Raw genomic sequence first — 17,127 nt, forward strand, 5'->3', positions numbered from 1 at the left:
ACGGCCTCCCTTATGGAATGTCCTTGGTGGCGAGATCGGGCTGCGTCGGCGGCGGGCCTTCCGCGCCAAACGGGTTCAGCGTGTCCTTGTAGCCCCGGAGCGGAAAGTCCTTGCGCTGCGGAAAGCCCTCGAAGCCTTCCCACATGTAGATTCGGCGCAGGTCGGGATGGCCCTCGAACCGGATGCCATACATGTCCCAAGCCTCGCGCTCGTGCCAGTTGGCGGTCCGCCAGACTCCCGTCACCGACGGGACCCGCGGCGGATCGCCGAGGCGGCATTTGATCCGAACGCGCCATTTGTTCGGCAGCGAATAGAGGTGGTACACCGCCTCGTAGCGCAGCGTTTCGGGATAATGGTCGACCCCGCAGATGTCGGACAGGAAATCGAACCGCAGCGTCGGATGGCCCTTCAGGAATTGGCAGAGCTCGACGATCATGTCAGGCGGTGAGGCGAAAGCGTGAACCCCATGCGAGAAGCCAAGCTCCTCGATTTCCCCCCCGAAACGTTCCGCGATCAGGGTTCGGATGAGGGACGTCTCCACGCTCATGAGGCTACAACCCGGTCCAGAGGCGTCCCGGCCAGCGCGCGGGACCTCTTGATCTTCTCTTGGAGCAGAAGGATGCCATGCATCAGTGCCTCGGGCCGCGGCGGGCAGCCGGGCACATGCACGTCCACCGGCACGAAAGTCTCCGCCCCCTGCACCACGGCGTAAGTGTTGTAGACCCCGCCCGAGATCGCGCAGGTGCCCATGGCGATGACCCAGCGTGGCTCCGGCATCTGGTCGAAGAGCCGGCGCACGACCGGAGCGAACTTCCGCGTCACCGTGCCGGCGATGATCATCACGTCGGACTGGCGGGGCGAAGGTCGAAACACCACGCCGAAGCGGTCGAGGTCGTAGCGGGCGCAGCCGGCCGAAATCATCTCGATGGCGCAGCAGGCAATCCCGAAGGTTTCGGGCCAGAGCGCCGACCGCCGGCTCCAGCTGATGACGCTGTCGGCGGTGGTGAACAGCACGCTGTCGCGAATCGTTTCGCCTATTCCTCCCATTCCAGCGCTCCTTTCAGCCAGGCGTAGGCGAAGCCCACGATGAGCAGCAGCATGAAGACAAACATCTCGACATAGCCGACGAGCCCGATCTCCTCCAGCACGACCGCCCAGGGAAACAGGAACATCGCCTCGACGTCGAACACCACCAGCAGGATTGCTAGGATGAAGAACTGCACCCTAAAGCGGCCCCCGGCGGCCTCGCCGGCCGGGTCCATACCGCACTCATAGGGCATGTTCTTCGCGGGATAGGGGTTGGACGGGCGCAGGAGCGAGGAGACGAACAGCGTCGCCACGGCCACCAGGACAATTCCGGCGACCATGAAGAGAACCGGCAGGAATTCCATTCCAGTCATGTCACGCTGCCCCGGTCACCCACCGAGGGCTTGCTCAAGCTGCGACCGACCAAATCTTCTGGCCGGCGGTGCGGCCCTCGTGCAGCGACTAGGGCATCCTTTCGTAGCTCCAAGAGTATTCGGTTGGCCGCTTCATTGCAAATCCAATCGTGGTCAACCGCCGAACACGGAACTCTGGGCAAGCCTCAGAAACCACGCCGGAAACAGTCCGATGCCGATGGTGCCGGCGGCGGTCAAGGCGAGCGTGGCGCGGACGGACGGCGTCAGGGCAGGCTCGAACGCGCGCTCCGGCTCGCGCATGTAGATCACCATGACGATGCGGATGTAGAAGTAGGCGGCGACGGCGCTCAACAGCACCGCGATCACCGCCAGCGTGACGAAACCCCGCTCGACGAGCGCCACCAGCACGTAGAACTTGGCGAAGAACCCGGCTGTCGGCGGAATGCCGGCGAGCGCGAACAGGTAGAGCAGCATCAGAAGCGCCAACCCGCGATGCGACTTGGCGAAGCCGGCGTAGTCCTCGATGACCTCGCCGGAAAAATCGCCATTCCGCATCATGATGACGATGCCGAAGATACCGAGATTCATGAAGGCGTAGATCAGCAGGTAGAGCATCACGCCGGCAATCCCGTCGGCGCCACCCGCCACCACGCCGAAGAGCGCGAAGCCCGCATGGGCGATGCTGGAATAGGCGAGAAGGCGCTTGAAATTGTCCTGCACAAGCGCCACGAAGCTGCCGAGCGCCATCGTCACCACCGCGATCACCGCGACGATGATCCAGGCGTCGGAAGCGGCGACCAGCGGGTTGAGGAACACGCGCAGGATCACCGCGAACCCGGCCGCCTTGGGGGCGACCGACATGAAGGCCGTGATTGTCGTCGGCGCGCCTTCATAGACGTCCGGCACCCACATGTGGAACGGCACCGCGCCGACCTTGAAGACCAGCCCCGCGACGATGAAGACCACCGCCAGGAGCAATCCGGGATCGAGCGGGTCGCCGGTCACCGCCGCAGCCATCCCGTGCAGCTGCGTCGTGCCGGTGATCCCGTAGATCAGCGAGACGCCGTAGAGGAAGATTCCCGTCGAGACCCCGCCGAGAACCACGTATTTCAGCGACGCCTCGTTCGACCGCCGCTCCTTCCTGAGGAAGCCGGTGAGCACATAGGTCGAGAGCGCCATCAGCTCGAGGCCGACATAGATCGACAGAAGATCGGTTGCCGAGGCCATGATCATCATGCCGGAAAGCGCAAAGAGCAGCAGGACATAGTATTCGCTCAACGCGATCTCCTCGATCTCGGCATATTTTCGCGACAGGAGGAACGTCAGGATGGTCGAAAGGTAGAACACCATCTTGAAGAAGACCGCGAAGCGGTCGGCGATAAACATGCCCGAATAGGCCGGCCGCACCTCGCCCGCCAGTAGCAATGTCGCTAGGGCCGCAACCAGCACGGTTGCAGCGGAAGCCCAGACGAGGAAATGCCCTGACCCCTTTGGCACAATCTGACCCAGGATCAGGAGGATGCAGGCGCCGGTGACCACGACGATCTCGGGCAGGCTCGCAAGGATCGACTGGTAGAGCGCGGCGTCGGTCATGGGCCGTCCCCCCTGCCGTGCACCTGCGCCAGCAGATGCTTCGCCGATGCGTCGATGATGTCGAGAAAGGGTTTCGGATAGAGCCCGACCCAGAGCACAAAGGCGGCCAGTGGCAGGATCGCCACCATCTCGCGGGCGTTCACGTCGCGTATCTTGAACCGCGCGCCGACGCTAGCCGGACCGAGCGCGACTTTCCTGTACATGCCAAGCAGGTAGGCCGCGCCCAGCAGAGCACCCAGAACGGCGGCGGCGCCGACAGCCAGATTGGCCGCAAACGCGCCCGACAGCACCAGCAACTCGCCCACGAACGAATTCGTTCCCGGCAGCGCCATCGACGACAGGGTGAACAGCGCAAGAAATGCGGTATAGACCGGCGCCGCCTTCATCAGTCCGCCATAATCCGCGATGCTGCGGGTATGGGTGCGCTCGTAGATCAGACCGACGAACAGGAACAACGCGCCCGTCGTTACGCCATGATTGAACATTTGCAGGATGCCGCCCTCGAGCCCGCGGAGGTTCAACGTGAAAATACCCAGCGTCACGAAACCCATGTGGCTGATGCTGGAATAGGCCACAAGCTTCTTGAGGTCGTCCTGCGCCAAGGCAAGCAACCCGCCATAGACGATCGCAAGCGCCGAAAGGGCCAGCATTAGTGTCGAATAATGCAGCGACGCCTCCGGCAGCATCGGCAGCGAGAATCGCAGGAACCCGTAGGCGCCCATCTTCAGGAGCACTCCGGCGAGGATGATGCTGCCCGCCGTCGGCGCCTGCACATGAGCGTCCGGCAGCCAGGTATGGACCGGCACCATCGGCACCTTGACTGCGAAGGCGATCAGGAAGGCAAAGAACAGCCAGGACTGAACCCGGAACGGCAAATCCTGCGCCGTCAGGGCGAGGATGTCGAAAGTCTCGCCGCCGTGGAAATAGAGCACGATGACACCGATCAGGAACAGAAGGCTGCCCGCCAGCGTGTAGAGGAAGAATTTGAACGCCGCATAGACCCGGCCGTCGCCACCCCAGACGCCGATGATCACGTACATCGGGATCAGCATCGCCTCCCAGAAGACGTAGAACAGGAACAGGTCGAGCGCGCAGAACACCCCCAGCATCAGCGCCTGCATGGCCAGCAGGCTGACCATGAACTCCTTCACCTTGCGGTCGATCGCGACCCACGAGGCGAGCACGCAGATCCAGCCCAGTAACGCAGTCAGGAATACAAAGAGCGCGCTGATTCCGTCGATGCCGAGCGCGTAAGTGATTCCGAGCGCGGGCACCCACGGGCGCGTCTCGGTGAACTGCATCTCGTGGGTAGTGGTGTCAAAGCCGGCCAGCATAGCGATGCAGAGAGCGAGGTCGAGGACGGTGACACCCAGCGCCGTCCACCGCACCGCATCGTCGCTGCGGAGAAACATCAGAACCGCTGCCCCGGCGGCGGGCATGAACACGATGAGGCTAAGCAGCGGGAACGCCATCGCACCGCTACCGCCACACCACGGCGAAGACGGCGATGGCTGCGATCACACCGACGATCATCGCCAGCGCGTAATGGGTCACGACGCCGGTCTGCAGCTTGCGCAGCACACCGCCACCGCGCAGGATTGAGCGGGCGACGCCGTTCACGACGGCGTCCACACCGTTGAGATCGATCCGCAGTCCGGCCCGCGCGGTTCCGTGCAGGAAGGGCAGCACCGCGGTCTCGGACACGTCGCTCACCGCCTTCTCGTAGCGCGCCAGCGGTTTTTCGGCGAGCCACATGAAATGCCGCGCGCCTTTGCGGTAGAACCAGTCGGTGTCGATGCTGATCGTGTTCTCGGGATCGAGCGCCCTGAGGAACAGCACGAAGCCCAATGCGGTGAACATCAGTATGCCGAGGCTCTCGGTGATATGGACGCCGGTGTAGGGCTCGAAGTCGACTGGATGGGGCAGCAGCGCGTAAAGTGGTTGGGGGAACACCCCGATCGCGATGCACAGCACCGCCGCCATTCCCATCGCAACCAGCATGTTGCGGGGCGGCTCCCGCGCCTCCAGCTTCCGGTCCATGCCGAAGAACATGTAGTACGGGAGCTTGAGCCCAGTGTGCAGGAAGGTCCCAGATGATGCCATCGTCAGCGCCAGCACCACCAGCGCGCGGTGATCCTGTCCGGCGGCGGCCACCACCATCGATTTGGTCACGAAGCCCGAGAAGAACGGAAATGCCGAGATCGCGAAGGCACCGACCATGTAGAGCGCCACGGTCAGCGGCATGGTCCTGTAGAGCCCACCGAGCTCGGTGAGCTTGCGCCGCCCGGTGACGTGGATCACCGCCCCAGCACCCATGAACAGGAGCGCCTTGTAGAGGATATGCGCGAAGGCATGGCTGGAGGCCCCGTTCACCGCCATCTCGGTACCGATGCCGACGCCCGCCACCATGTAGCCCACCTGGCTGACGATGTGATAGGCCAGGAGCCGACGGCAGTCGTTCTCCAGCACCGCGTAGATGACGCCGTAAAGCGCCATTGCCGTGCCGAGCCAAACGAGAAGCTCGGTGCCCGGAAACGCCCGGGCCAGCACATAGACGGCGGTCTTGGTGGTGAAGGCGCTCATGAACACCGCTCCTGTGACGGTCGCCTCCGGGTAGGCGTCTGTCAGCCAGGCGTTGAGCGGCGGCACGGCGGCGTTGAGCATGAACCCGGCAAGGATCAGGTAGGCGGCGACGCCCATCCCCCCCGCGATCGGGCCGAAGAGCAAGGAGCCGGTGGCGAGCCCGTGGAGAATGACGCCACCCAGCAGGGCGACGCCGCCGGTGATATGGACCATGAGATACCGGAACCCCGCACGGATCGCCTGATTGCCGCGTTGGGCAAAGACCAGATAGGCAGAGGCAAACGCCATACCTTCCCAGAACAGGAACAGGGTCAGGTAGTCACCTGCAAACACTACGCCGAGCGCGCTGCCAACATAGACGAACGCCGCCACATGCTCTCCGGCGCCCGTCAGGTGCAGCGCGTAGACCATGCCGATCAGCGCCATGATGGTGAAAACGGTGGCGAAGACGATGCTCAGTCTGTCGACCTTGGCGATCAGGATTTCCTGCCCGATGAACTCCGCCGCGCCGTAGCTGCCTGGCTGCACGGTGAGCACGGCGAGGATCGCCACCGCGGGGATCAGCATCAGATAGGCCTTGCGGATTGATCCTTTCAGGAAAGGGATCGGCAGGGCGCCAAGAATGAACAGCAGGGCGGGATGGACGAAGTCAATCATAGTAATCCTCATGCCGCATCAGCCCGCCCTGATGGCCAAGGAACTTAGAGACGAAGATCAGCAGGACGCAGGACAAGAAGCCATAGACGGCCGACCAGCCCGGCAAGCGGTCCCACAGGTATTCAGCGTGTTCGCGGGGGACCAGAAAATCGGCGATGACGATCAGAACGAGCGCCGAATAAAACAGCCGGCGGCGTTGCTCCGCGTATCTCGCCTCACCAAAGAAATCGACGACACGCCTGATCATCTGACCACTCCTTCCGCCAGGGTGAGAAAATAGCCGGGGAAAATACCCATCGACACCGACAGGATCGCGGTCGCGACCAGCGGGATCGTCACCATTGGAATTTCACGGACCGTCGCCGGACTTTCCTGTGTCTCCGTCCCGAAAAAAGCGACATAGCTGACCGGCAGGAAGTAGGCGGCGTTCAGGACCGAACTCACCAAGAGCACGATCAGGAACGCAATCTCCCCCGCCTCCACCGAGCCCAGCGCCAGATACCACTTGCTGACGAAGCCCGCGGTCGGCGGTACCCCGATCATGCTGAGTGAGGCCACGAAGAACGCGCCCATCGTCCAGGGCAGCCTGCGGCCGATGCCGGCCATGTCGCTGATGTTCCGCTTGCCGGACGCGCAATAGATCGACCCGGCGCAGAAAAAGAGCGTGATCTTGGAGAACGCATGCGCCGCAATGTGGATGATCCCGCCGACCATCGCGACCGGCGACAGCAGGACCGCGCCCAGAACGATGTAGGAGAGTTGGCTGACCGTCGAATAGGCGAGCCGCGCCTTCAGGTCGTCCCGCGTCAGGGCGTAGATGGACGCCATCAGGATGGTGAACGAGACCAGATAGGCCGTTGCGATGCCGAGCCCCAGCCCGTCCACCAGCCCCGTGCCGAAGACATGGAACACCACCCGCAGCACGCAGAACACGCCCATCTTGACCACGGCCACCGCATGCAAGAGTGCGCTGACCGGTGTCGGCGCGACCATAGCGGCAGGCAGCCAGGCGTGCATCGGCATCACCGCGGCCTTGGCGAAGCCGAACAGATAGCAGAAGTAGACCACGGTCATCAGCGCCGGCGAGGCATCGACCCCGGCCAGCAGCCCGCCTGGCACGAAGTCGAGCGACCCCGCCAGATGGTAGGTCAGCGCCAGCGCGGCGAGAAGCACGCTTTTCGACGCGCCCATCAAATAGACGAGATACTTGCGGCTACCCGTCCATCCCTCTTCGTCCTCGTGGTGATAGACGAGCGGATAGGTAACGAGGCTGAGCACCTCGTAGAAGATCACCAGCGTGAACAGATTGGCGGCGAAGGCGCCCCCGACGGCCGCCGCGAGGCTGGTCGCAAAGCAAGCGAAGAACCGGGTCTGCGCGTGCTCGTTCAAGTGGCGCATGTAACCGATGGAATAGATCGCCGCCACGATCCACAAGAGCGACGAGACGGTGGCAAACACCATGCCGAGCGCATCGACCCGGAAAGCGAAGTCGATCCCCGGCAGAATCTCGAACAGGCGCAAATCGACCGTCCCGCCGGCCAGCACCGTGGGTGCCATCGAGGCGACAATTGCGAACATGGCGATCGCGGCTAAGGGCGAGACGAGATCGCGGGGTTTCTCGCGGTTGTTCAGAAGGAGAACTGCAAGGGCCGCCAGGCCTGCGACGGCGACGGCAAGCAGCGGCCGGATCGATATCACCGGGTCCAAGCCGCTATCCTTTCATCATGGTCACGTCGTCGACCTTGAGGGTGGACTTGTTCCTCACGAGGGCGACCAGAATCCCGAGGGCGACCGCAACCTCCGCCGCGGTGATTGCGATGACGAAGATCGCGAAGATCTGCCCGCGGAAATCGTCGTAGTAACGCCCGAAAGCGATGAAATTGATGTTGACCGAGTTGAGCAGCAACTCCAGCGACATCAGCACGACCAGGATGTTGCGCCTGAGCAGCACGCCCGCCGCTCCGATCACGAACAGGACCACTCCGAGCAAAATATACCACCAGAGCGGAACCATCACCCCTGCTCCTTCCGCGCCAGCACGATGGCGCCGACCAGGGCCGCCAGCAGGATCACGGAGGCGGCTTCAAACGGTAGGAGATAGTCGGCGAAAAGTGTCGTGCTGAGCTGCCTGATCTGATCGCCGCCGCGCATCGCGACGGGCTCCGTGACCGAAAAGCGGTCGCTCCAGAGCACCAGTACAAGCATCTCGGCCCCAAGCAGGACGAGCAGCACCAGAGCCGGCAGGTTGCCGCCCGGCAAGAACCGCTGCAACACCGCTTCGCGCACATCGATCATCATGATCACGAACAGGAACAGGACCATGATTGCGCCGACATAGACGAAGATCTGGATGACAGCGAGCAACGGTGCCTCGAGCAAGACGAAGATTGCCGAGATCTGCAGGAAACACGCCATCAGCGCCAATGCGCTGTGAACCGGATTCCGCGCCAGGACCACGGTCAGTGCCGTGATCACGGACGCCGCAGCGAACAGAAGAAAGAACGCCTGATCCATCGACGCCAACCCTCCGCCGCGACCTGTCACTCGGCGCAAGACGGCCGAGTTTGAGATAGCTGCGCACTTCAGATGCGTCTACAAATTGTGCCCTAGTATCGGATGTTTCTCAAGATTACATGGTTTGGCGCTACGTTATGCCCAAGTCTCAGTAATCTGATACGGTGTGCGATCCCGCAGCCTGCTTATCCGTTATTCAGGCTGCCGAAGGAGGTTCGGCAGGGGATCAGAAACCCTGAAAACCTGAAAAAAGGACGTCGCGGCCAGATGGCGGGCCTTGGCGAGCTTACCCCGCCCAGATGTAGTGAATAATCTCTTCGGCCTCGTGCTCGACCTCCTCGATGCGCTTCTTCACCACGTCGCCGATCGAAACGATGCCGTCCAGTTGGCCGTTCTTCACCACGGGCAGGTGGCGGAAGCGGCCTGTGGTCATGATCTCCATGACCTGGTTGATCGTGTGGTTCTCGGTGCAGAGCTTGACCTTGGCGGTCATTGCGTGACGGACACTCTGCTCCAGCGCCGCAGCCCCATGCTTGTCCAAGGCGCAGACGACGTCGCGCTCGGACACGATGCCGACCACCTTGCGATCACTATTGGTAACGACCAGTGCGCCGATCCTGTGTTCGGCGAGCCTGTTGATCGCCACGGCGAGCGTCTCGTTCGGGCCGATCGTCTCGACGGCTCGACCCTTGTCCTCGAGAATCGATTTGACGTTCATGGCTTCCTCCAAGCGCTGCTACGCTCCAGCCCTCCGCCCCATCTCCCTCTCGGTGCATTTCTGCGCCATCGTGCGCCGCGCGCCTTCATATTTCAAGTCCGACCTGCGTGCCCAGGCGCCAGTGCTTCCTGGCGGTAGGCCTTCATGATTGGCTCACACAAACCGCCGCCTGCTACAGGGGTCGCCGTGCCGTCGCCGATGCTCATCGACCAGCCGAGAGCGCCGTCACGGATTCCGCGGAAGCCAATTCCGTCGGGCTCAGGGGCGCATGCCTGGTTCCCTCCAAACGCATGCCGCTCTCGTCTATTTCTTGCAGGCGTCCCTGAACCCCAGGCGGCGCGCAGGTGCCGTTCAGCGTCGCGTGCGACGATTTTGGTAAGCGGCGCGAGGATCGAACTTTCGCTCTTCAGAGCGATATCACTCAGCGAGGGTGAGACCCGTCGTCCGCTTCTACCGGTTGAGCACTGAAAGGTGATGAATCTGGCGGTCTTGCATTTGTTCAGCGCCTGCTCCAGGGCTGGCCCTCGAAACAGAAGAATATGCCGGGCGACATCACATCGTCGGACGCGAAACCTTGGTGGTAAACATCCGGGTCGATCGAGTGAGCAGTGGAATCACTATGGCGGGCGTTAGTGTGACAAGACGATCAGGATCGTCATTGATCATGTGCGGCAGATGATCTTCCGGACAGCCGAGGATCCGCGCTAATCTAGTCAAAAACAGCCGCTTCGCCGAATTTATTAGGTCTTCCCGTCACTCCCACTCAGTGCAAACTGGACACTCCCCGCAGCATAAACTGGACACCTCAAGACCCACCCGCTCCGAGGGCCAACAGCACGGTTCAAGGTGCAATGTCGCGCCCTCCACTTGCTGAATTTCTTCCCGCAGGGGGGCCGGGCGAGGTTGAATAACCTGTAGAAAGCCTGTGGGTCTTTTGGGACCGTTTGCGGACCGGCCTGAGCCTAGGAATCGTTTTGCTCAACTGCCCCTTCGAGACGGCTGACAGTTGTGTGCGTCAAGTTCTGCAAAAATGGCGTGGCATTCAGCGGTGACGTTGGCGTGTCCGCCGCGCAGCCCCCGTGTTTAGCGGAGCGGCGGACATGGCGGCCGCGTCAGGCGGCCAGTGCCCTCAGGTTCTCCTTCTTGTGCTCGCGCAGATGATCCATGTTGAGGTAGCGGGTCGCCTCGAGCCAGTTCTCGTGGATCTCCACCGCCAATGCCCGAACCAGCCGCAAACAGCTCTGCGGGTTGGGGAAGATGCGAACGACCAGGGTGCGCCGCTTGATCTCCTGGTTCAGCCGCTCCAGCATGTTCGTCGACTTCATGTGCTTGTGATGCGGCAGCGGCAGCCGATAGAAGCTCAGCGTCTCCTCGATGTTGTTCTCCACCCAATCCACCAGCTTCGGGTATTTGGCCTGCCATTTGGCGATCCACTGCGCCAGGTCGCGCTTGACCTCGGCGAGGTCGCGCCGGTCATAGAACCATCTGAGCTCCATCAGGCAGTCGTCATCGACCTTGCGCGGCACATAATCGAGCGCGTTTCTGAGGAAGTGCACGTAACAGCGCTGCCAGACTGCCTCGGGCAGGACTTCGCGGATCGCTGCCCTGAGCCCCGGATGGTCGTCGGAGACGACAAACTCGACGCCGGCGAGCCCGCGCTGCTTGAGCCCTGCCACGAACGCGCGCCAGCTCGAATGGCTTTCACGGTTGGCCAGCTCGACACCGAGCACCTGGCGCCGGCCTTCCCAGTCGACGCCGATCGCCACCAAGACGGCCTGGCTGGCGATCACGCCGGCCTCGCGCGCCCGCTCGTAGCGCGCGTCCAGAATGAGGTACGGGTAAGGTTCGGCAAGCCGCTGCTCAAAGAACGCCTTCAGCGCCTCATCCAGCCGCGCCGTCGCCTGGCTTACCGTCGAGGCCGAGAAGGAATGGCCGCACAGATCCTCGGTGATCGCCTTCACCTTGCGCGTCGACACGCCTTGCACGTACATCTCGACCAGCGCCGATACCAGTGCCTTCTCCGAGCGCTGGTAACGCTCAAACAACTCCGTCGAGAACCGGCCGGCCCGATCTTGCGGAACCCGAAGTTCCAGCACGCCAACCCGCGTCACAAGCTTGCGTTCGTAATAGCCGGACCGGTAACCAACCCGCTCCGTCGTCCGCTCGCCTTTCTCGGCCCCGATCGCCTCCGTCATCTCGGCTTCCAAAGCCTCCTGCACCACAGTCTGCAAAACTCTGCGGAAGCCGTCCTCATCCGACAACAGCAACGCTTTCAACTCGCCTCTGCTCAGTCTAACCTCTCGCTTGGTCATGGCACTTACCCTTCCACGGGAATCGGTGATCGCAACGTCACCAGCGTGCCATGGCCGCCCCTCGCCTCAGAGTAAGGGCTGTTCTCTCTCCAGAGCTTTTTGCAGAACCTTCAGAACACTATCCGGCTGACCGGCCAAAGACGCCCCTCAGGGGAGAGGGGGCCCGCGTTCCGTGACACCGGCCCGCAACCTTCAGAATATGATAGCTCGCGGCAAGGAAGCCGGTGCTGGTTTATCAGAAGGCCCCGCAGGCGGCAGCGGCGGAATAGTCAGAGCCAGCGGCGAACCTCGGCCTTGTAGCGGCGGTAGTCGTCGCCGAACTTCGCTTCGAGATAGCGCTCCTCGCGGGCGATCACCTGCGTCTGGATCGCGATCAGCACCAACGGGAGCAAGGCGAAGGCGATCGGCCCGTCGAAGCCGATCGCAAGGCCGGCATAGGTAAGCGCCATGCCGAGATACATGGCATTGCGGGTCCACCGATAAGGACCGGTCGTTGCGATGAGGGTCGTTGGCTGCGACGGCGGAACGTTGGTGCCCAGCCGCCGGAACAGCCCCGCCGCCGCAAGGATCATCGCCGCGCCGGCAACGAACAGCAGCGCGCCCGTCGCGACCAGCAACCGCCAGTCGATGCCGAAAGAGCGCAGGGTGACGAACCGCTCCGCCGCCAGCCCCAACAGCAGCGCTCCCAGATAGACGAAGGGCGGAGGGAAGCGCACACCCGCGCTGTCCGGTTCGACGGCCATGCTCCTCTCCAATCTCTGCTCTCAAACCAGCATCGACTGCTGGGCGAAGATACCCGCCATCGCGCCGTGCGATGATGCCAGGGTGACCGATGGCGGCGTAAGGGGGTTGGCGAGGTCGCCGGCGGCGTAGATGCCGGGCATGCTGGTTTCGCGGCGCTCGTCGACCTTGAGGATGATGCCGAGGGGCGTATCGACCGTGGCGAGGCCCAGTGTTTCATGGAGGTTTGCGGACGGCTTGTTGCGCGGATGCGCGAACAGGATGTCGACCGCGACATTTGTGCCGGTATCGAGCTTGACGGTGGCGTTATGGCCCCCGTGATGGGCGATCTCGATGATCCGGCCATCGACGACAGGTGTGTTGCGGCGCGTCAGATCGGCCCGGATATCGGGCGGAATGTCGTGACCATCGGCGAAGACCGTCAACCTGTCGGTCCAATCGTGGAACAGCCTGACCTGATTGTGCGACTGCCGGCCGGACCAGACGAGGCCCCAATGCTGGCCGGCGACTTCAAAGCCGTCGCAATAGGGGCAGGGCACGATGGAGGTGCCCCAGCCTTCGGCAAAGCCCGGAACATCAGGCATCTGGTCGGCGACGCCATAGCTCAGGATCAGGCGGCGCGCGCCAAGGCTTGCGCCATCGGCAGTGAGTACGGAGAAATCGTCGATGGCGCCGGAGACGCTGTCGGCCCGGGCATTGACCAGCCTGATCGTGGGATAACGCGCCAGCTGCTGCCGCGCCTCGGCCAGGATGTCCAGCGGTGGCTTGTGATCGTGGCCGAGCAGACCATGCGAGTGGCCGGCGAAGCGATTGCGCGGCAGGCCGGTATCGAGAACGGTGACTTTGCGGCGGGCACGGCCGAGCTGCAAGGCGGCGGCGAGACCGGCAAAGCTGCCGCCGATGATGATGACGTCATCCATGGTGGTGGGCTCCGTGTTGTGGTTAGGCTGGGCCTGCCTTGCATATTTTAGACACTGCGTGGTATCGTAATTCAAGAAATAGGATACTGTCAAGGACTGGAATTGTCGTGACCGAAATTAGCCAGGGCCGGCGCGGCCGGCCCGCCAACGAGGCGCTTGGCCAAACGATAGTCGACGCCGCGGGCGAACTCTTTGCGGAACTGGGTTTTCAAGCGACGACATTGGACATGGTCGCCCAGCGGGCGAAGATATCCAAGCTCAGCATCTACAGGCACTTCGAGAACAAGGAGGCGCTGTTCAGCGCGGCCTTTGCGGCCCGCTGCCATCAGTTTGTACCACAGGCCCTTTTTGAAGGCGTCGGCGGTTCGGCCGAAGATCAGCTCATGGCGGTGGGATCATCCCTGCTTCGCACGCTGTTGCGCCCGGGCGTCCGCAGTGTCGAAGCCATGGTCATGACCGACAGGACGAATCAACAGGCGTTGAGCAAGCTCCATTACGAAGCCGGCCCCGCCCACATCATCGCCCAAATCGAGGCCCTGTTGCGTCAGTTGCACGCGAAGGCGGTTCTGAACGTGCCCGATCCTCTCCGGTCTGCCCGCTTGTTTGCCGCGCTTTTCAAAGGATCCGATCTCCTGATTATCGCACGCTTCGATCAGGCGAGAGCAGAGGACGACAACGAAATCGAATCCTATTGCCGGTCGGCCGTCGCCATGTTCATCGCCGCGCACGGTGGCAACGACCACGCGGGCGGATAAGCATTTGATTGCTCGGGGCAGCTTGGCCGGGACCGTCGTCCAGGCGCTTCGTCATATTGGGCCGGCGCGCGCGGCCGAGCTTGCACAGATCGCGGCACCTCATCTTTCTCCCAACGATAAAAAGACGCTCGCACTACCGCGGTCCAAGCTCCCGCCTGGATGCGGTCGACGCTTCTCTCCATCGCAGATCCGGCAGCAGTCGCGACAACATTTGATAGGTGATGCGACGGTGCCATCCGACGATATGCGATCGGGTCCGGAACATCGATCGGTACCGCAGCCAAAGCTGAAAACTATGTATGTCGATAACTAAAGTACCGTCAGCGCGGAAATGTCATGCTACGGGGCGTTTTCGTTGTATATTTCAAAGCGTTGACACACAGAAAAGTACCGTCAAACCCTAAACGAATGACGGTACTTTTTAGAATGCTCTGTCGGATACGAAAAACACCGTCAAAAGTACCGTCAGAGTGATCTGCTACAAGCTGCGAGCCGCGCCAGGCGCTCCGATAAACTTAACGATTTCAATGACTTGATAGATTTGTCAATTCCATTGATAATGTGCCTTGGCTAGCAGTCTGCCCTGCCCGCAAATCATTGTATTTTTTGCGAAATACTACGCTAGAGCCGCCTATCATCGCCGTTTCCCTCACTCCCACTCGATTGTGCCCGGCGGTTTGCTCGTCACGTCGTAGACGACGCGATTGATGCCGCGCACCTCGTTGATGATGCGGGTGGCGGCGGCGCCGAGGAACGCCATGTCGTAGTGGTAGAAATCCGCCGTCATGCCGTCGACCGAGGTGACGGCGCGCAGCGCGCAGACGAATTCATAGGTGCGGCCATCACCCATGACGCCGACGGTCTGCACCGGCAGCAGCACGGCGAAGGCCTGCCAGATGGCGTCGTAGAGGCCGGCCTTGCGGATCTCGTCGAGATAGATGGCATCGGCCTCACGCAGGATCTCCAGCTTTTCGCGGGTGATGCCGCCCGGGCAGCGGATGGCAAGACCGGGTCCGGGAAACGGGTGCCGGCCGATGAAGCTGTCGGGTAGGCCGAGTTCCTTGCCGAGCACCCTGACCTCATCCTTGAACAGCTCGCGCAGCGGCTCGACCAGCTGCATGTTCATGCGCTCGGGCAGGCCGCCGACATTGTGGTGCGACTTGATGGTCACCGACGGGCCGCCGGTGAAGGAGACGCTTTCGATGACGTCGGGATAGAGCGTGCCTTGCGCCAGGAAATCGGCGCCGCCGAGCTTCTCGGCCTCTTCCTCGAACACCTCGATGAACAGCCGGCCGATGGTCTTGCGCTTCTTTTCCGGGTCCGACTCGCCTTCGAGCGCGCCGATAAAACGATCCGAAGCATCGACCAGGATGAGCGGCAGATTGTAGTGCTGGCGAAACATCTCGACCACGCCTGATGCCTCGTCCTTGCGCATCAGCCCGTGGTCGACAAGGATGCAGGTGAGCTGATCGCCGACCGCCTCATGGATCAGCAGTGCTGCGACCGAGGAATCGACGCCGCCCGAAAGCGCGCAGATGACCTTGCCCTTGCCGACCTGCTTGCGGATCGTCTCGACCGCGTGCTCGCGGTAGGCGCGCATCGTCCAGTCGCCTTCGATCCCGGCGATCTTGTGGACGAAGTTTTGCAGCAGCCGCGCGCCGTCCGGCGTGTGCACCACTTCGGGGTGGAACATGATGCCATACATCTTGCGTTCGACATTGCCGAAGATGGCGAAGGGCGAGCCTTCCGATTTTCCGAACACCTCGAATCCCTTGGGCAGCGAGATGACGCGGTCGCCGTGGCTCATCCACACCTGGTGGCGCTGGCCCGGCGCCCACAGGCCCTCGAACAGCGGGCTGTCCTTCTGGATCTCGACGAAGGCACGGCCGAATTCGCGATGGTCGGAGCTTTCGGCGACGCCGCCCATCTGCACGCACATGGCCATCTGGCCGTAGCAGATGCCAAGCACCGGCACACCGGCGTCAAAGACGATCTGCGGCGCGCGCGGGCTGCCGATGTCGCCGGTCGAGGCCGGGCCGCCGGAGAGAACCACCGCCTTCGGATTGATGCGCCTGAACGCCGCTTCGGCCGACTGGAACGGCACGATCTCGGAAAACACGCCGGCCTCGCGGATGCGCCTGGCGATGAGCTGCGTGAACTGGCTGCCGAAATCGACAATCAGGACGGTGTCGGGATGATTGGCTATCTTCATGGCGAGCGTTTAGAGAAAGAAACGAGTCGGCGCAATGGGTTGCGAATGCGTCTCTGTCACTCCGTTTCCGCGCCATGCGATGGTCCAAACTGCAGCGCACCGGAGCCGATCGCCTGTTCCAGCCGCGTCACCGCATCCGCCAGCTTCTTGTCGATGACATGGAGATACTCCTTCCAGTCGTCGACATGCCTGAGATCGGCAGCCCCGTCGGAAATGCCGCGCAGCCCGACGAGCGGCACGCCAAACAATTGGCAGGCTCGCAGGCAGGCAAAAGTCTCCATGTCGACCATGTCCTCGCCAATCGCATCATAGGCGCTGCCGGAAATGATCGCCGCGCCGGTCGACAGCGTCGCCTCTCTTATGCCTGGAATCCTGAACGGCAGCGGCACGGTCACTGGCAGGTCGAGAAACGGCGTCGCGCCCTTCTCGAAGCCCAATGGCGAGGCGTCGATGTCGCGGTAGGCGACAGAAACGGCCTGGTAGATCTCCGTCTGTTCCAGAGTCCGGCTGCCGGCCGAGCCGAGCGACACGACGAGGTCCGGCAGCGCCTTTTCAGATTTGAGCCATGACAGTTCCGCGCCCAGCGTGACACCCGCTTCGACCGGACCCACCCCTGTCATGACAGGCGTGAACAGCCGCTGCAGATGCGGCCCGTATTCGACCTGCGCCGCCATCACGAAGAGGACGTCCCTGCCGGCAATTCTGACGGCCTTGCGCATCGG

At 62.5% G+C, this 17,127-nt stretch carries 17 protein-coding genes; 1 reads left to right on the forward strand and 16 read right to left on the reverse strand.

Annotation, left to right across the window (positions count from 1 at the left end):
* Positions 1-10: 10 nt before the first annotated feature.
* The 14 genes from JG739_RS27530 to JG739_RS27595 form a co-directional block, all read right to left on the reverse strand.
* Positions 11-547: an NADH-quinone oxidoreductase subunit C gene (locus JG739_RS27530; RefSeq protein WP_128179632.1), complete on the reverse strand. Its 537-nt coding sequence runs from the start codon at positions 545-547 to the stop codon at positions 11-13.
* A complete protein-coding gene (locus JG739_RS27535) occupies positions 544-1,047 on the reverse strand; it encodes a NuoB/complex I 20 kDa subunit family protein (protein WP_065007023.1) in 504 nt (167 codons plus the stop codon). Before JG739_RS27535 ends, JG739_RS27530 begins: the two co-directional genes overlap by 4 nt.
* The gene (locus tag JG739_RS27540; protein ID WP_065007022.1) at positions 1,035-1,400 is read right to left on the reverse strand and encodes an NADH-quinone oxidoreductase subunit A; all 366 of its coding nucleotides are present in this window, start codon (positions 1,398-1,400) and stop codon (positions 1,035-1,037) included. Before JG739_RS27540 ends, JG739_RS27535 begins: the two co-directional genes overlap by 13 nt.
* 153 nt (positions 1,401-1,553) lie before the next feature.
* Positions 1,554-2,993: an NADH-quinone oxidoreductase subunit N gene (locus JG739_RS27545; protein WP_202364271.1), complete on the reverse strand. Its 1,440-nt coding sequence runs from the start codon at positions 2,991-2,993 to the stop codon at positions 1,554-1,556.
* Positions 2,990-4,465: an NADH-quinone oxidoreductase subunit M gene (locus tag JG739_RS27550; RefSeq protein ID WP_202364272.1), complete on the reverse strand. Its 1,476-nt coding sequence runs from the start codon at positions 4,463-4,465 to the stop codon at positions 2,990-2,992. Before JG739_RS27550 ends, JG739_RS27545 begins: the two co-directional genes overlap by 4 nt.
* Positions 4,466-4,472: 7 nt before the next feature.
* A complete protein-coding gene (locus JG739_RS27555) occupies positions 4,473-6,233 on the reverse strand; it encodes a Na(+)/H(+) antiporter subunit D (RefSeq protein ID WP_202364273.1) in 1,761 nt (586 codons plus the stop codon).
* The gene (locus JG739_RS27560; protein ID WP_202364274.1) at positions 6,226-6,480 is read right to left on the reverse strand and encodes a hypothetical protein; all 255 of its coding nucleotides are present in this window, start codon (positions 6,478-6,480) and stop codon (positions 6,226-6,228) included. The genes JG739_RS27555 and JG739_RS27560 overlap by 8 nt, the downstream gene beginning before the upstream one ends.
* Positions 6,477-7,940 (reverse strand): monovalent cation/H+ antiporter subunit D family protein, encoded by a 1,464-nt coding sequence (locus tag JG739_RS27565; RefSeq protein WP_202364275.1) that lies wholly within the window; start codon positions 7,938-7,940, stop codon positions 6,477-6,479. The genes JG739_RS27560 and JG739_RS27565 overlap by 4 nt, the downstream gene beginning before the upstream one ends.
* A gap of 4 nt (positions 7,941-7,944) precedes the next feature.
* Positions 7,945-8,247, reverse strand: coding sequence for an NADH-quinone oxidoreductase subunit NuoK (nuoK, locus tag JG739_RS27570; protein ID WP_023800378.1), 303 nt, complete (start codon positions 8,245-8,247; stop codon positions 7,945-7,947).
* The gene (locus JG739_RS27575) at positions 8,247-8,747 is read right to left on the reverse strand and encodes an NADH-quinone oxidoreductase subunit J family protein (RefSeq protein ID WP_202364276.1); all 501 of its coding nucleotides are present in this window, start codon (positions 8,745-8,747) and stop codon (positions 8,247-8,249) included. Before JG739_RS27575 ends, nuoK begins: the two co-directional genes overlap by 1 nt.
* Positions 8,748-9,033: 286 nt before the next feature.
* Positions 9,034-9,465 (reverse strand): CBS domain-containing protein, encoded by a 432-nt coding sequence (locus JG739_RS27580; RefSeq protein ID WP_202364277.1) that lies wholly within the window; start codon positions 9,463-9,465, stop codon positions 9,034-9,036.
* 1,112 nt (positions 9,466-10,577) lie between these two features.
* Entirely contained in the window at positions 10,578-11,777 is a 1,200-nt protein-coding gene (locus JG739_RS27585; RefSeq protein WP_202362577.1) for an IS256 family transposase, read from the reverse strand.
* A gap of 269 nt (positions 11,778-12,046) precedes the next feature.
* Positions 12,047-12,520 carry a methyltransferase family protein gene (locus JG739_RS27590; RefSeq protein WP_202364278.1) on the reverse strand — a complete coding sequence of 158 codons (474 nt, stop codon included), beginning with the start codon at positions 12,518-12,520 and terminating at the stop codon, positions 12,047-12,049.
* A gap of 21 nt (positions 12,521-12,541) precedes the next feature.
* Positions 12,542-13,438 (reverse strand): NAD(P)/FAD-dependent oxidoreductase, encoded by an 897-nt coding sequence (locus JG739_RS27595; protein WP_202364279.1) that lies wholly within the window; start codon positions 13,436-13,438, stop codon positions 12,542-12,544.
* 107 nt (positions 13,439-13,545) lie between these two features.
* Here JG739_RS27595 and JG739_RS27600 point away from each other — a divergent pair, with 107 nt between their 5' ends.
* Positions 13,546-14,193 (forward strand): TetR/AcrR family transcriptional regulator, encoded by a 648-nt coding sequence (locus JG739_RS27600; protein WP_202364280.1) that lies wholly within the window; start codon positions 13,546-13,548, stop codon positions 14,191-14,193.
* 649 nt (positions 14,194-14,842) lie between these two features.
* On the opposite strand, the gene guaA is transcribed toward JG739_RS27600, so the two are convergent.
* Both guaA and JG739_RS27610 read right to left on the reverse strand, forming a co-directional pair.
* Positions 14,843-16,405, reverse strand: coding sequence for a glutamine-hydrolyzing GMP synthase (gene guaA, locus JG739_RS27605; RefSeq protein WP_202364281.1), 1,563 nt, complete (start codon positions 16,403-16,405; stop codon positions 14,843-14,845).
* A gap of 56 nt (positions 16,406-16,461) precedes the next feature.
* Positions 16,462-17,124: a 5'-methylthioadenosine/S-adenosylhomocysteine nucleosidase gene (locus JG739_RS27610; RefSeq protein WP_202367671.1), complete on the reverse strand. Its 663-nt coding sequence runs from the start codon at positions 17,122-17,124 to the stop codon at positions 16,462-16,464.
* Positions 17,125-17,127: the final 3 nt, after the last annotated feature.

Origin of the sequence: Mesorhizobium sp. L-2-11 (assembly GCF_016756595.1) — a bacterium.
Lineage (GTDB): Bacteria > Pseudomonadota > Alphaproteobacteria > Rhizobiales > Rhizobiaceae > Mesorhizobium.